At 65.2% G+C, this 14,628-nt stretch carries 10 protein-coding genes, 2 tRNA genes, 1 rRNA gene and 1 pseudogene; 4 read left to right on the forward strand and 10 right to left on the reverse strand.

Annotation, left to right across the window (positions count from 1 at the left end):
- Nucleotides 1-64, reverse strand: a 16S ribosomal RNA gene (locus B0I29_RS06910); the annotation flags it as partial.
- A gap of 549 nt (nucleotides 65-613) precedes the next feature.
- Here B0I29_RS06910 and B0I29_RS06915 point away from each other — a divergent pair.
- On the forward strand, nucleotides 614-829 hold the full coding sequence (locus tag B0I29_RS06915; RefSeq protein WP_111648060.1) for a hypothetical protein: 216 nt from the start codon (nucleotides 614-616) through the stop codon (nucleotides 827-829).
- Between the two features lie 8 nt (nucleotides 830-837).
- On the opposite strand, the gene B0I29_RS06920 is transcribed toward B0I29_RS06915, so the two are convergent.
- The 6 genes from B0I29_RS06920 to B0I29_RS06945 form a co-directional block, all read right to left on the reverse strand.
- Nucleotides 838-1,632 (reverse strand): carbon-nitrogen hydrolase family protein, encoded by a 795-nt coding sequence (locus B0I29_RS06920; RefSeq protein ID WP_111648061.1) that lies wholly within the window; start codon nucleotides 1,630-1,632, stop codon nucleotides 838-840.
- Nucleotides 1,633-1,713: 81 nt separating this feature from the next.
- A complete protein-coding gene (gene clpX, locus B0I29_RS06925; protein WP_111648062.1) occupies nucleotides 1,714-3,006 on the reverse strand; it encodes an ATP-dependent Clp protease ATP-binding subunit ClpX in 1,293 nt (430 codons plus the stop codon).
- A 210-nt stretch (nucleotides 3,007-3,216) separates the two neighbouring features.
- A complete protein-coding gene (locus B0I29_RS06930; protein WP_111648063.1) occupies nucleotides 3,217-3,879 on the reverse strand; it encodes an ATP-dependent Clp protease proteolytic subunit in 663 nt (220 codons plus the stop codon).
- An 11-nt stretch (nucleotides 3,880-3,890) separates the two neighbouring features.
- Nucleotides 3,891-4,523, reverse strand: coding sequence for a ClpP family protease (locus tag B0I29_RS06935; protein WP_111648064.1), 633 nt, complete (start codon nucleotides 4,521-4,523; stop codon nucleotides 3,891-3,893).
- A 207-nt stretch (nucleotides 4,524-4,730) separates the two neighbouring features.
- Nucleotides 4,731-6,080 carry a trigger factor gene (gene tig / locus B0I29_RS06940; RefSeq protein ID WP_111648065.1) on the reverse strand — a complete coding sequence of 450 codons (1,350 nt, stop codon included), beginning with the start codon at nucleotides 6,078-6,080 and terminating at the stop codon, nucleotides 4,731-4,733.
- 37 nt (nucleotides 6,081-6,117) lie between these two features.
- Nucleotides 6,118-6,191 (reverse strand) — tRNA-Pro (locus B0I29_RS06945).
- Nucleotides 6,192-6,322: 131 nt separating this feature from the next.
- Between B0I29_RS06945 and B0I29_RS06950 the strand changes: the two genes are divergently transcribed.
- From B0I29_RS06950 to B0I29_RS46555, 3 genes and pseudogenes are all read left to right on the forward strand, one after another.
- Nucleotides 6,323-6,393: transfer RNA gene (locus B0I29_RS06950), tRNA-Gly, on the forward strand.
- Nucleotides 6,394-6,978: 585 nt separating this feature from the next.
- Entirely contained in the window at nucleotides 6,979-7,506 is a 528-nt protein-coding gene (locus B0I29_RS06955) for a hypothetical protein (RefSeq protein WP_146616732.1), read from the forward strand.
- Between the two features lie 774 nt (nucleotides 7,507-8,280).
- A pseudogene (locus B0I29_RS46555) lies at nucleotides 8,281-8,466 on the forward strand (helix-turn-helix domain-containing protein); the annotation flags it as partial.
- A gap of 515 nt (nucleotides 8,467-8,981) precedes the next feature.
- On the opposite strand, the gene B0I29_RS46560 reads toward B0I29_RS46555, so the two are convergent.
- The 3 genes from B0I29_RS46560 to B0I29_RS06980 all read right to left on the reverse strand — a co-directional run bounded on the left by B0I29_RS46560 (nucleotide 8,982) and on the right by B0I29_RS06980 (nucleotide 14,410).
- Nucleotides 8,982-10,724: an AIPR family protein gene (locus tag B0I29_RS46560; RefSeq protein ID WP_111648069.1), complete on the reverse strand. Its 1,743-nt coding sequence runs from the start codon at nucleotides 10,722-10,724 to the stop codon at nucleotides 8,982-8,984.
- 18 nt (nucleotides 10,725-10,742) lie between these two features.
- A complete protein-coding gene (locus tag B0I29_RS06975) occupies nucleotides 10,743-13,508 on the reverse strand; it encodes an ATP-binding protein (protein WP_245972312.1) in 2,766 nt (921 codons plus the stop codon).
- Nucleotides 13,509-13,879: 371 nt separating this feature from the next.
- Nucleotides 13,880-14,410, reverse strand: a complete 531-nt coding sequence (locus B0I29_RS06980; protein WP_111648070.1) for a hypothetical protein — start codon at nucleotides 14,408-14,410, stop codon at nucleotides 13,880-13,882.
- Nucleotides 14,411-14,628: the final 218 nt, after the last annotated feature.

The following is a 14,628-nucleotide window of genomic DNA, read 5'->3' on the forward strand; positions in this document are numbered from 1 at the left end:
CGACTTGCATGTGTTAAGCACGCCGCCAGCGTTCGTCCTGAGCCAGGATCAAACTCTCCAACAAAATCTTTGGAAAAGCGTCCCGGCAACAAAAAGTTGCCAAAGGAATTTCCCTACCCATCCCCAAAGAGATAGGCCGGGGTAATGCCATAAATGGCACTGGCTTATCAAGCACCCTGTTGAGTTCTCAAAGAACAACCGCACATCGAAGTGAACCTCAGCTAAGAGGCTCGCAATCGAGGCAACCGTTCAAGATTACCTGGTCGGTTTTCGCCTCTCGGCATCGCCCAGGTCATGTGGCTCTAGCAGACGGCCGGATTTTCATCTCGCCCGTTTCCTGCTGGCTGAACCACTCTAGCCGGTCAGCGTCGCGGCCGCAAATCCAATTTCTTGGAACTCGCCGCACCACCCGGCTGTCGAGGTCAAGCTTAGCTCGCTCTCGACTGCTCCCGAGGCACCTTCCGGATTGTCACTTTCGTGCCGCTCCGTACCGGTTTCCCGCTTGCAGAGAAGAAGTTACGGGACTTGGGTAGCTGACTGCAAATCGACGTTCATGGTCCGTCCGGGCGGCGCGGCGACACACGGCGAATCGAAACCGTGACAGAGTGGCGTCATGGACGCTTCCGGGACGCTGGCGGTCGACGCGTTTCTCGGCCTCATCGTGCCGCTCTGGCAGATCGTGATCGGCTTACTTGTGCTGGTCACGGTGGTTGTCTCGGTCCATCGCATGTTCTTGCGAGGCCCCTCCCGGATGGGTGGGGCTCTTCTTTTGGTCGGCAGCGCGGTGGTCGGACTCGCCGTCGTCAGCTACCTCGTACAGAGTTTGTGACCTGGGCCTCAAAGCCGGCGATTAGCCAGGCTCGGGAGCTCGGCACGGATCGTTTCCAGCCTCTCCAGGTCCAGATCCGCGATCGCAACGCCCACCGCGTCCGGCGCCTGGGCGAGCACCGTCCCCCACGGGTCGATGATCATGCTGCGACCGAAACAGGTCCGTCCTGGCTCGTGGTCGCCGATCTGGCCGGCGGCCAGGACGTAACACTGGTTCTCGATCGCGCGGGCGCGCAGCAGGACCTCCCAGTGGTCACGCCCGGTGTGCAGCATGAAGGCGGCCGGGACCACCAAGACTTTCGCGCCGGCGATGGCGAGCTGCCGGTACAGCTCCGGGAATCGCAGGTCGTAACAGATGCTGAGACCGACCGGGACACCCGCCACCGCGGCGACCACGGTCTCCTCCCCCGGCGCCACGGTTCGTGACTCCTGGTAGGAGACACGACCCGCGATCTCCACGTCGTACAGATGGATCTTGCGGTAGGTGGCAGTGAGCGTGCCGTCCGGCGCGAAGAGCAACGTGGTGTTGTAGGTCCGGTTTTGATCGGGCCCGGTCTCGTGGAACGAGCCGGCGTGAACCCAGATCCCGAGCTCGCGGGCGGCCGTCGCGAAGAACGTGCCGAATTCACCGTCGACCGGTTCCGGCTCGGGCGTGTCGGACCCCTTCCCCAGGAAGTCCACGTACTCCGGGAGGATCGCGAGCTCGGCGCCGCCCGCGGCGGCTCGCTCAAGCAGGTCCCGGGCGACAGTGAGGTTCTGGGCACGCTCTTCGCGTGAGTTCAGCTGGCAGACAGCGACGCGCATAAGTCGAAGCGTACGACCCCGGCCGGTGAAAGAGAGCAGCAAAAAGCCGCCGCCCGGAGATCGGGCGGCGGCGTAGAGAACTCAGGCGGACTTTTCCTCGCGGTCCGGCCGGCGTCGCCGGCCGACGAATTCGCGCGGGACGATCGTGGGGTTCACGTTCTCCAGGACCACCTCGCGGTTGATCACCACGCGGGCCGCATCGGGGTTGCTGGGCACCTCGTACATCACGGAGAGGAGGACCTCTTCCATGATCGCGCGGAGACCACGGGCGCCGGTGCCACGGAGCATGGCCTGGTCGGCGATCGCCTCGAGTGCACCCTCGTCGAACTCCAGCTCGACACCGTCGAGCTCGAAGAGACGCTGGTACTGCTTCACGTAGGCGTTGCGCGGCTCGGTGAGGATCTTGATGAGAGCCTCACGGTCGAGGTTGCGCACCGTCGTGATGACCGGGAGACGACCGATGAACTCGGGGATGAGCCCGAATTTCAGCATGTCCTCCGGCATCACTCTGCTGAAGATGTCGTCGGTGTTCCGCTCCGAGATCGACCGCAGGCGAGCGCCGAAACCGACGCCGCTCTGGCCGACGCGCTGTTCGATTATCCGGTCGAGGCCGGCGAAAGCACCGCCCACGATGAACAGCACGTTCGTCGTGTCGATCTGGATGAACTCCTGGTGCGGGTGCTTGCGGCCGCCCTGCGGCGGAACGTTCGCAACCGTGCCCTCGAGTATTTTCAGCAGGGCCTGCTGGACGCCCTCGCCGGAGACGTCCCGCGTGATCGACGGGTTCTCACTCTTGCGAGCGATCTTGTCGACCTCGTCGATGTAGATGATGCCCTGCTCAGCGCGCTTGACGTCGTAGTCAGCCGCTTGGATCAGCTTGAGCAGGATGTTCTCGACATCCTCGCCGACGTAACCGGCCTCGGTCAGCGCTGTGGCGTCCGCAATGGCGAACGGCACGTTGAGCATCCGCGCCAGCGTCTGGGCCAGGTGTGTCTTACCGCAGCCGGTGGGACCGATGAGCATGATGTTGGACTTGGCAACCTCGACGTCACTGCCCCCACCGGGCGCACCGTTCGACTCGGCCTGAATGCGCTTGTAGTGGTTGTAGACCGCGACGGAGAGCGCCTTCTTTGCCTGCTCCTGGCCGACAACATAGTTGTCCAGGAACTGGCAGATCTCCATCGGCTTGGGAAGCTCTTCCCACTTCACCTCGCCGGTCTCGGCCAGCTCCTCTTCGATGATCTCGTTGCAGAGGTCGATGCACTCGTCGCAGATGTAGACCCCAGGGCCTGCGATGAGTTTCTTGACCTGCTTCTGCGACTTCCCACAGAAGGAGCACTTGAGTAGGTCGCCACCGTCGCCGATCCGTGCCACCTACGTTCTCCCTGCGTTCAATGGCCGATCGCCGACCGGTCCGTTTACGAGGACGGAATGCCTCGTTGCCATCTCATCGTCCGCCGACCCGCGTAACTGAGGATGCAGACTCGACGTTACCCGCTGTGGAGCTGTTCTCCGACCCCCCAAAACGGGCGTGTCAGGGGTCGGCCAGTCTAACCACCACCAGCCGGCCCCTCACGCGGCGCACTAGTTGCCGGCGCCGACGCCCTGCAGGCTCTTCTTACGCGTCGCGAGGACCACGTCGACCAGGCCGTACTCCTTGGCCTCGGCCGCCGTCATGATCTTGTCGCGGTCGATGTCCTTCTTGACCTTGTCGAGCGGCTGGTTGGAGTGGTGCGAAAGCATCTCCTCCAGCTGGGTCCGCATCCGCATGATCTCGCGGGCCTGGATCTCGATGTCCGACCCCTGGCCGTAACCACCCTCGGTGGCCGGCTGGTGGATGATGATCCGCGAGTGCGGAAGCGCCATCCGCTTGCCCGGCGTGCCGCCGGCGAGCAGGACGGCCGCGGCGCTGGCCGCCTGGCCGAGGCAGACCGTGCTGATGTCCGGCCGGACGTACTGCATGGTGTCGTAGATGGCCGTCATCGCGGTGAACGAGCCACCGGGCGAGTTGATGTACATCAGGATGTCGCGGTCCGGGTCGGTGCTCTCCAGCGTCAGCAGCTGGGCCATCACGTCGTTGGCCGACGCGTCGTCCACCTGGACGCCGAGGAAGATGATCCGGTCCTCGAACATCTTGTTGTAGGGGTTCGACTCCTTGATCCCCCACGAGGTGCGCTCGGAGAACGAGGGCAGCACGTAGCGGTTGTGCACCGGAGCGAAGCCGGGAGGCATAGAAAGGTCGGTCATGGTTCAGCTCCTCAGTTCAGCGTTCCGGCACCGTCCGGGACCTGAGTGGCCCCGGTGATCACCTTGTCGATGAAGCCATAGTCCTTCGCCTCCTGCGCCGTGAACCAGCGGTCACGGTCGAAGTCGGCAGCGATCTGCTCCTGGGTCTGTCCCGTGTGAAACGCGATGCGCTCCTGGAACATCCGCTTGGTGTAAAGCATCTGCTCGGCCTGGATGGCGATGTCGGCGGCCGTGCCGCCCATCCCGCCGGACGGCTGGTGCATCATGATGCGCGCGTGCGGCAGGGCGTAACGCTTGCCCGCGGTCCCGGCGCAGAGCAGGAACTGTCCCATCGAGGCCGCCATGCCCATGCCGACGGTCGACACGTCGTTGTCGATGAACTGCATCGTGTCGTAGATCGCCATGCCCGAGTAGACCGAGCCACCGGGTGAGTTGATCCAGAGGTGGATGTCAGCCTCGGGGTCCTCGGCGGAGAGCAGCAGCAGCTGCGCGCAGATGCGGTTGGCGACCGCATCGGTCACCTCGCTGCCGAGAAAGATGATGCGCTCACGCAGCAGGCGGTTGAAGACCGAATCGTCGAGGTTGCCACTGAGTGCTTCGCCCCGCCGCGCCATGGGGGTGGCGGGGATGTGGAGATCGGTCATGGCAGCCCTTCACAGCTGACTGTGTCGGCCGAGAGATCCGGCCGGCAGGTTGTCCGTCGTACGACCAACCTAACTGGTCGGATGCGCATCAGCTTCCCGCTCAGGCGGGTGTTCGCTGACAGCGCACCCGCCTCTGGGCGTACCCATGAAACGGCAGCGGCCACCGTGCAGCGCGAGCGCTGCACGGTGGCCGGCTGAACGGTGTTATCAGTGGTTGTGCCCGGCGTGCTCGTCCTCGCCCGCGGCACGCAGGTCGTCGAGCGAGAGGACGTTGCCCTCGCTGTCGGACATCGAGACCTGCTCCATGACCGACGCCAGCGCCTTGCCCCGGCGCACGTCGCCGAAGACGGAGGCCGCAGCGCCGGAGCGCACCAGCTGGTCGTAGTACTGCTGCGGCTGCATCTGGGCGCGCTGCGCCCGGTGCACGATCTCGTGACCGAACTCGTCGTCGGAGACCTGGACGTCCTCGGCGTCGGCGACGGTGTCGAGCAGCAGCTGGATCCGGACGCCTTCCTCGGCGGCCTCGGTCAGCTCCTGGTCGATCTGCTCCTCGGTCTTCTCCTCGGAGGCGAGGTAGTCCGTGAGCGTCGCGCCGATCCGCTCGAGCTGGTCGGTCATGGCCTGCTTGCGGCCCTCGACCTCGTCCTTGACGACGCCCTCGGGAGCCGGGATGTTCGCCGCCTCGACGAGCTGCTTGAGAGCCTCGTCACGGGCCGCGTAGATCTGCTCGACCTTCTTCACCTTGGTGAGACGCTCGCGCAGGTCGCCCTTGAGCTCCTCGAGGGTGTCGAACTCGCTCGCCAGCTGGGCGAACTCGTCGTCGATCTCGGGAAGCTGCTTGTCCTTGACGGTCCGCACGACGACCTTCACCTCGGCGTCCTGCCCGGCGAAGTCACCGCCCACCAGCTGCGTGGTGAAGGCGGCCTCCTCGCCACCGGAGAGGCCGACGAGCACCTCGTCCAGACCCGGCAGCAGCTGCTTGCTGCCGACCTCGTGGGAGATGTTGGTGGCAGAGCCGCCCGGCACCTCCTCGCCGTCGACGGTGGCGTTGAGGTCGAGCTGCACGTAGTCGCCCTCGGCGGCGGGCCGTTCGACGGTCTTCAGGGTGGCGAAGCGCTCACGCAGGCCGTTGATCTGCTCGTCGATCTCGTTGTCGCCGATTTCGACGGCGGGAACCGTCACGGCGATCGTGGAGAGGTCCGGGACGGTGATCTCCGGGCGGACGTCGACCTCGGCCGTGAACTTCAGCGGCGCGTTGTCGGCGAACTCGGTGATCTCCACCTCGGGACGGCCGAGCGTCTTGACGTCATGCTCCTGCACCGCGGCGAGGATCTGCTGCGGGATCGCCTCCTGCACGGCCTCGTTGAGGACCGCACCACGGCCGACTCGCTGGTCGATCACCGCTGCGGGGATCTTGCCGCGACGGAAGCCCGGAACCTGGACCTGCGCGCCGATCTCCCGGTACGCCTTCTGCAGGCTCGGCTTGAGCTCGTCGAACGGCACCTCGATGGCGAGCTTCACCCGAGTCGGGCTCAGAGTCTCGACGGTGCTCTTCACAGGCGTACTCCTTGTTGCTGCGGACAGTTGATTTCAGTCGGGGTGGCGGGATTTGAACCCACGGCCCCTCGCTCCCAAAGCGAGTGCGCTACCAAGCTGCGCCACACCCCGTGGCGTCGGCCAGTGTATGCGGTCGGCTTGCCCACGTGTGCGCTGGAGTCACCTGCTGGGGAATCCGGTTCGCGCGGACGGCAGATGATTCAGTAGAGTGTGCCTGTGCCCCCGGGTGAAACCAGGGTCATGCGGGCGTAGCTCAATGGTAGAGCTTCAGTCTTCCAAACTGACTACGCGAGTTCGATTCTCGTCGCCCGCTCGGTTACATCGGCCCTGGTCAGCGGAGATATCTCCGGACCAGGGCCGACGTGTTTCACCCCTTGGTGGATCTTGCGTGCCGATAGCGCTGCTAGTTGGCCCTCCGGGCGTCCGCGCCTCCATCGGGCCGAGGGCACCTGGTGATCCTCTTGCCATGCTGTCGGCGATCCCCTAGCCCCGGTCGCTGGATGCGCGCTGATAAATCAGCGCGGCCCGCCCATCCGGTGCATCAGCTCGCCGGTTCGAGCGTCTTGATCGGAGACGGTTGCGCTGTCGGCTCCGGCTGGACGGGCCGGGACGAACTTCGACAGACGGGGATGCCACGGCCGAGTCAGCCGCGAGCAGCCAGTTGAACGGGCTCGAGCAACAGCGAGTTGAGCTGTCAAAAGACAGGCACTCCGCGCAGACCCGCAGGAACATCGGATGGCCGGACCGAGCCATCGGTCCAGCGACGCCAAGCAATCACCGATGTCCGAATTTCGGATGACGCGATCACCAATAGGCAAGTCAGGATGCACGCTGCTGGCCGCTCTATCCATCCGGAATGGAGTGGCGCACCTGGAACGTCAGGCGGACCCTGAGCGTCGTGACAACGATCCCGAGCTTGCAGCCCCCGTACAGCCTTGCCCTTGGTCACGCCTGGCTCTGGGCAAAGGCCTGCGAGGTTCCGGCTGCTCGCCTACTCGGTGACGGCTTCGGTCTGCCGGACGCCCTTCTCCTCCTGGTCGCCCTACGTAACGTCCGGCGGGCCGCTGAGTTGGCTGGCAAGTCACTCACGAAGCCCGAGGCACAGCAGCACCTCGCGGATGCGCTGTCTAAGTTCGATGCGGCTTTGCCGGGGCTAAAGGAGGCTCGTGATGTCATCGAGCACCTGGACGAGTACGCCATCGGAGTCGGCACCGAACAGAAGAAGCTGCAAGCAGCGACACCGAGTCTCACCACGGCTGAACTTGCCGCTCGATACGCGCTTCGACTTGAGGGCACTTATAACGAGCCAATCGTGCGCGTCGGCCCCCACTCGATCGAGGCGATCAAGGTGCCGGGTGCAGCAGGCTGGTTGTTCGAGGGCATTCGGGCCGCTGTCTACGCGGAGCAAGGACACAAGAGCCTGTAGGGAACCCCGCCGAGCAGGACAGGGAGTAAAAAAAATCCTCGATCGCGTGCCGGCTCCCCGGCATCACGCTCAGCAAGGTGCGCCCGTCCGCGTTCAGGGCCACTTGGCGGTCAAGTTGGTTTGAGCGAGGTCCAACCGTTCTTGAAACAAAACGGCCGACAGGAAAACGCTCACTTGATATCCCTCATGCTCCGGCAGCCGGCTCTTGGCTCGAACAGACGTGGCCCATCACAGCGGACGAAGATCTCCCGGCGCTCAGTCGCGGCGCCTGAGCTGTCCAGGACGTATCCGTGGATCCAGGCCCACCCCTCATAGGTCGGCCTGCGGCTCACCGAGATCACCCGGAACACCAGTTGACGTAGGTCTGCGAATTGCACTGATGCCTGACGGTCAACGATCAGCACTTCACCCGGGCGCGGAATCACAGACATTTTGGTTTAGGCGGCACCGGGGCCAGCGGGCATCACTGCCAACACCTGCCTCGGTGCCGGATCATGAGAGCGTCGCCACCGACTCGCCGGTGTCCCCGGTAGTCCGCGCAGGAACGGCGTTCCATCAGCCAGGAATCACGGCGCGACTGGGCCACCATACGCAGCACGGTTCGGCGGGTCGTGTACTTCCGACCCGCCCCAGCGCATGAGCGCCAGGAGGAGGCAGCAGCGGCGGAAACAGTCATGGAGACAGGCTGTGGCCGAAACCGCCCCAGAACCCGGAAAATCATTCCGGGGTCGCCGATCTCCAAACGGGGAGGGTCAGCACATGCGCGGCATGACCATGAATCTGACAATCGGCGAGCGAGTCGCTTGGTACCGACGCAGGCGCGGCTTGTCTCAGGAGGTACTGGCCGGCCTCATCGGGCGCACCGCGGACTGGCTCGGGAAGATCGAGAACAACCGGATCGAACTGGACCGTCTGTCGGTCATCAAGTCGCTCGCCGACGTCTTGGACGTCTCGCTCGGCGACCTCCTCGCGGAGCCATCGCTGGTCGATTGGAACGCGGACAGCGGCATGGAGACCGTGCCGGCTCTGCGAACCGCGCTCATGGAGTACCAAGCGCTCACCTCACTCGGCACCCGGAACCAGGAAGCGGAGCCTCCGAGCCTGGACGGGTTGAAAACGGAAGCCGGCAAGCTCTGGGCGGCATACCAGGCATCCCGATTCGGGTACGTCACCGGCCAACTTCCCGGGCTCCTTCGTCGGGCGCAGGCAGCCGCAGACGTCCTCGACGGCCGAGACCAGGACGAAGCCCGGGGTCTCCTCGGACTGACCTATCAGCTGGCCGCTACCCAGCTCACGAAGCTGGGTGAGCCGGATCTCGCGTGGATCGCGGCCGATCGCGGCCTGTCTGCCGTGCGACCGGTCGGGGATCCGGCCATCACCGGCTCGCTATTCCGATCCGTCAGTCACGCGCTCCTGTCGACGGGGCGCTACCAGGACGCGGTGCGGTTGACCACGGACGCAGCTAACTTCCTGGATCAATACCTCACCGACGCCGGGCCGGAGTTGCCCAGTACTGCGGCGCGCACCGAGTCCGCGAACCGCCTGGTCCGCACCATTTCGCCGACCGGCACGCCGGTCGCCTTCTCCGCCTCGATGATTCGATCGAAGTCCGGTAACAGGCTGAGCACCGTCTGTTCTGCGGCTCCCGGGTTCCAGAGCAGATCCGCCAACTTCTGACACTGCGCCTTCGCAATCCGGGGGTTGGCAGGTAGTCGATCCGGACCGAGGATCCGCCATCTCAGCGCCGCCAGGATGTGATAGCGGGCCGGCCGGAAGGCTGCTCTGATCCGGCGAGTCCGGAGGAGCCACTCGATCCGGTAGTGTCCCGCCGCCGCGGCGTAGTACGGATCCGGAAGATGCTCCTCCTGGAACAGCTCGTCCCGACGCCGCAGCGTCAACTGCCGGTATCGAGCGGTCGCTGACGGATCGCCGAGGAACATCGCGGCATACGCCCTGGTGAGCTGGGCACGGTTCACAACCCTGGTCTTCTCCACGTCCTGCCGGGTCGCGTACTGCTTGGAGCGCCGTTCGTACCAAAGTCGGTGCGGCTGGGGCTGGGCGGAGAACCAGTCCTCGAGTCGGATGTGGAAGTCCTCCCGGACCGACAGGTCCTCCTCGCTGACCGCTGTCTGCCGGTTCGTCGCGGCGATGATGCCGGCGATGACCTGCTCCTCCTCGCTGTGCACGATCCGCACGCTGACCTGGACGTCCGGTGAGAGCCTTTCGCGTTCGTCGAACAGGACGTGGCAGGTCTGGCAGCCGTTCACCACCTGGAAGTCCCGGATGTGCACCTCGTCTCCGACAACGCTGAGGCTGCGGGTGACGATGGTGACCCCGTTGTTCAACACGGCGAACCGGCGATGACCGGACTCGTTCCGGATGGTGTCCCGGATCTGCGCGTTCACGCCGTTGTATCCCTGGAAGTCGCGGACGTTCTCGTGGAACAGCGCTTTCCTGATGTGACCAGTCGGATCGGTGAGCACCTTGGTGACAAGTTCCCCGGCCGGCAACAGGCCGAAGAGTGACTGCTCGACACCGGGCATCCTGGGTAGCGAGAGCTTCTTCGGCATCTCGAACGTCGCGTCGACCGCCTGAGTGGCACGCTTGTAGAGATCGCATAGCTCGTCACGTGTCACACATCGCACGTCAACCGAGTCGAACCGGCCAGACCGCATCAGCGACTTCTCGGCCGAGGTGCCCTTCCGGAACATCAGCAGTGCTACTTGATTGCCGGTCGTCGCGTACCGCACGTGCAGCCGGGGCCGCCCGCCGGCGAACTTCGCGATGTTCGCGTAGACGGCTTCCAGGCAGCCTCGGATGTTGTCGATGTCGGGCGAGGCGGGATAGGGCAGGTCCGATTTCGCTGTCAGGTGCACGAGGTTGTCGGCCAGATCCGAGATGACTTTGGCTTCGAACCGCGGGCTGGTCTTGGCCTGGACAACGATGATCCGTACGTCCAATTGCTTGGCCTGCTCGGTCGCGAGCCGGACGTCAGCCTCGTCATACATCAGCTCGCCGTTCACCATGATGCCGAAAGCGTCGATGCCCAGGTCGTTGCCGCCACCCATCCGATGCAGGTCAGGGGCGAAGTCGCTTTCATAGTACGAACTCAGTACGCAGAAGCCGGCGAACGCTTCGAACGCTTCATCGGGCGGCAGCGAGTCGAGGTCCTGGTCCGCCTGGAACCGCTTCACCAGGCTCTCGATGACGATGTCCATCCACTGCTCCTTGTAATGTCAGCCCTTGGCGCGGAGTAAGACCTCGTCCTCAGTCAGCGCGCTCTCCGGGTGATGGGACAGGCACATCGGCGTGTCCAGGCGGCGGAACGACATCCCCTCGGAGACCGCGTAGAACTGGCCGGCCTTGAGCCGAGAGATCTCGAGAACCGCGCTGCCTTTGGCCTGTGCCACCTCTTTCGCCGCGGCGATCTGTGTCGGGCTGTTGAGAAACCCGTAGAACTGGGTCGCGGCATTGCCGACGATCCTGTTGTGGATGCCTTTCGGCGCCTGCGTGGCGAAGACCAGGCCTAGGCCGTATTTGCGGGCTTGGCTGGCCAGCGCGAGGGTGCTCTCGGTACAGACGGTCGCCTGCCCGGAGGGTGCGAAGTTCTGGGCTTCGTCCATGACGAAGAGGCCGCCCAGCGGCCGATCACCCGCTGGATTCCGCTTAATCCAAGCGAAGAGGGCCATCTGCAATTGGTTGACGAAGCTTCGCCGCTGCTCGAGGTTCGGCAGCCCGATCAGGCTGATCACCGAGACTCGCGCCCTTCGCCCCGGCTCCGGGCGCAGCAACTCGCCGGGGTCCAGAGGGGTACCCACCCCGCCGAAGAGCGGATCGTTGATCATCGCCGCGCGAAGCGTTTCCGCCATGTCCGCGGCTAGATCCCGTGCACGGCCGAGCGCTGCGGCTTCGTCGGGTAGGTTGGCAAGCAGATCGATGAAGTCCGGTAGAGCCTGTCCCCCGCCCCGAGCGAAGTGTTCAAGCGCGACCCGGAGCACGGCGCGGCCCCGATCCGCTTTCGCCGTGCCGGCGTCCATCCGGGCGCGCGGCGCCAGTGCGGCCACCGAGCTGTCCAGAGCGAGGGCGAACTCGTCTGGTTCGCTGAGCACCGCGCCGAAGTCCGGCAGTGGTTGCAGGCTCAGCGGGCGTCCCGATTCGCGGCGTGGCGTCCAGACGACTACGTCCGTACCGGCTAGGTACCTGTCTGCGTCCTCGGCGTCACCCGGGAGCCACGACGCCGGCGGTTCCGGCCAGGAGTCGCCGAGACGGGCAAGGTCATTGTTCGGATCCAGCACAATCGTCGAAATGCCGCGCAACGCGCACTGCTCGATGAGCCGCCGGATCAGCACGGTCTTACCGGAACCGGAACCGGCGAAGATCGCCGTGTGCTTCCGCAACGCCGCTAATGGCAGCGGCACGATGCGGCCGTTCTCGGCCACCGTTCCGAGCACCAGGTGGTCGGCGGAGGCGACCACCTCCACTGGGGCGCGGCCAACCGCCGGCATCGGCTTCGGGCCGATGCCTGTCGCCGAACCGGGAGTCTGATCAGTGCCCGCCGAGCCGAATACCTCTCGGAAAAGGCTGCTCCGCCCAGCCGGATGGGCAGTGGTCAACCATCCGGGAAGCGCCGGATCCTGCTCCCTCAACAGCACGTCGAGAGCGGCGTAGGTGCGCAGATCGTCGGCCGATACTTTGGTCATCACCCCTCCCGCATTTAGGAACTCGCGCTTTACCCGCTGGCTGACCGGACCGTTCGGCCATTCCGGCTGACGCAGCAGGATCGCCCGGCGTTTAGAGATGCCCGGCGTCGGTTGAGCCAGTGAACGCAATCGCTCAAGACGTGCCTGTACCGCCCGCGCATGAGTGTGCGAAACCGCTCTGAAGTACCAATGCGCTTCGTCCTCGGTGTCGTCGTCCAGGATCTCGGAGAACCAGGCATGCATTGAGGGGTTTCCGCCCTCGCCGACGAGGACCCGGTAGCGGTCGGCGGGATCACCTCGCTCGATCGCCAACGCCCGAAGCCCCGCACCCAGCAGGCGGGACATCTCGCGGTCTTCGGTCGCAGGCGAGAGCGCCTGCTCGATGGTGGCCTCGGCGCGAAGCTGTTCGAACCTGCTGGTGAATTCGGTGGCCTGCTCCGGCGAGGGTGGTGGTGTTTCCGGACCGATGGGCACCGGCTCACGCAGGTCAGCAAGAGGGATCACCTCGTCGCGATCGAGGCAGACACGTACGTGCTCGTCAGCCCGTTGAAGCAGTGATCTCGGCGTGAAATCGGGCGCTGCGACGAAAGCCTCGGATAATAGCGGCCAGGTGGGGTACGGAGGATCAAAACCGGCAGCTTCGAAGAAGGGCCCGAACCGAGCCGCGACCAGAGCTGCGCCGACGTCCGCCGACGGCAGCCGGCTGAGCCGGGTCTCCTGCCGGAAACGTTGCGGCACCGGGGCCGAGGTCTGATCCCTGATCAGTGCCCAGGACGTCGGGAGGCACGCTACGACGGTCACCGTGCGGAGGAGTTTCTCCCGCAGGTCCATCAGCCCGTGCCCGAGATTCTCGGCAAGCGCGAGCGGCTCGATCGTGGCCGAGACCTGACCGGACACGTCGTCGATCACGGACGTGCGGGCCTGGGCGAAGATCGTGTCGATCTGGTCGACGGCGAGCAGCGCCGGCCCGGTGCAGGCCAGCAAGCGGGAGATCTGCACGGCGACCGACTCCGCTGATTCGTTGTCGGCCGGCAGGCCCCATCGAACGCGATCGGCGGCATCCTCTTCATCGGCTCCGGTGAGCCACGCCTCGGCAAGGTCGGTGGTGGCATGGTCCGCTGAACCGAGCATGGCCAGCGCGCGAAGGGCGTTCCGGCACTCCCGCCCGACGTCGGGTTCCGCACGGCGGAAGGCATCCACGAAGGCGTCGAGGGGTTCTCGGGCGAGCACCTGGCCGCCGCGTACCTGCTGACGCAGAACGGTCGGCACATTGGCGTGCTCGCACAGCCGGTCGAGCAACACGGCGAGTTGACTCCGCCGGTACGACCCGGAACGCCGCAGCCCTCGCAGCAGGGTCTGTACGAGGTTCGGCCAGAACATCCGGCCGTCAGAGATGCCGAGCAGAAAGAAGTACCCCCGGTTGAGCTGCACCTGTTCCCGTGCCCAGCGAAGCAGATGCGTCTTGCCGGCGCCCTGTTGGCCTTCCACGACCAGGCCGAGAGGGCTGCGTCCGCGGCTTTTCGCGGCCTCACCGAACGCCCGGAGCACCGCTGCTCCGGCATCACCGTTCAGCGCGTCAAGGTGGATGTCCAGCGGTGTCCAGACGTCCTCCTGGGTGGGTGCCCAGTCAAGGCGACGCAGCTCGGTGAGAGCTCGGCGCGCCTCCGCGTCAATCACGGCCGACCTATGGAAATCAGGTGCTTGTCCTCCCCGCCGATGGCGATCGCGGCTTCCTTCGCCCGGTCGGTCAGAGCCTTGCGGTTCGGATCCGGGTCAAGGTGAATCTCGCGCCGCCTGTCCATCTCGTGCAGGATCCGATCCAGTTCCGCTCGCGGGACGTCGGTGAGCTTCGCGCGCAGCGCGGCGAGGCTGACCAAGTCGCCGCCCTGTTTTGCGAGACCCGAGTACGCCTCCCGTATCCGCTCTTCGACACCGTCCGGTCCGGCGTACACGTCGGCGAGCCGGTAACCGGCACGCGCTGACAGCCGTGCGATGTGCCGGAGTGTGGCGTAGTGCAGCAGCCAAGGCGCGGTGAGCCCAGCCGGCGGCGGCGAGGTCAACTCGCGTTCCGCGACAGCCCAGCCCTCGTCTGTCAGTTCGTGGAAGTTGGCGTTCCGCAAACCCTTACGGACGGTGATGAGCCCGGCCTTCTCCAGCTCTTCCCGGGCCTCCCGCGTGATCGTGAACCGGTACCGGCTTCGCAATTCAGGATTCGACGCCACTTTCACGTGCACCATCAGCGCGACCAAGGCCTGACGGGCAGCTGTACCGAGCTCTTTGGGCATGTGCGTTACTCCGGATTCGAGTGGGCAAGCAGCGCCCCAGAATCATTTCGGACGCACTGCGCCTCCGCGAGACCTGAAAGGCTCGATCACTCATCGCACTTGTCCGGTAGCCGATAGTTGAGATGGCCTCGCACTCG

This window comes from Actinoplanes lutulentus (assembly GCF_003259845.1).
In the GTDB taxonomy this organism is placed as follows: Bacteria; Actinomycetota; Actinomycetes; order Mycobacteriales; family Micromonosporaceae; genus Actinoplanes; species Actinoplanes lutulentus.

Bases quoted from the DNA above. Each gene is read 5' to 3' on its own strand.
- B0I29_RS06935 (WP_111648064.1), bottom strand. From the start codon at position 4,523: ATGACCGATCTCCACATCCCCGCCACCCCCATGGCGCGGCGGGGCGAA.
- B0I29_RS06920 (WP_111648061.1), bottom strand. From the start codon at position 1,632: ATGCGCGTCGCTGTCTGCCAGCTGAACTCACGCGAAGAGCGTGCCCAG.
- B0I29_RS46560 (WP_111648069.1), bottom strand. From the start codon at position 10,724: ATGGACATCGTCATCGAGAGCCTGGTGAAGCGGTTCCAGGCGGACCAG.
- B0I29_RS06930 (WP_111648063.1), bottom strand. From the start codon at position 3,879: ATGACCGACCTTTCTATGCCTCCCGGCTTCGCTCCGGTGCACAACCGC.
- B0I29_RS06915 (WP_111648060.1), top strand. From the start codon at position 614: ATGGACGCTTCCGGGACGCTGGCGGTCGACGCGTTTCTCGGCCTCATC.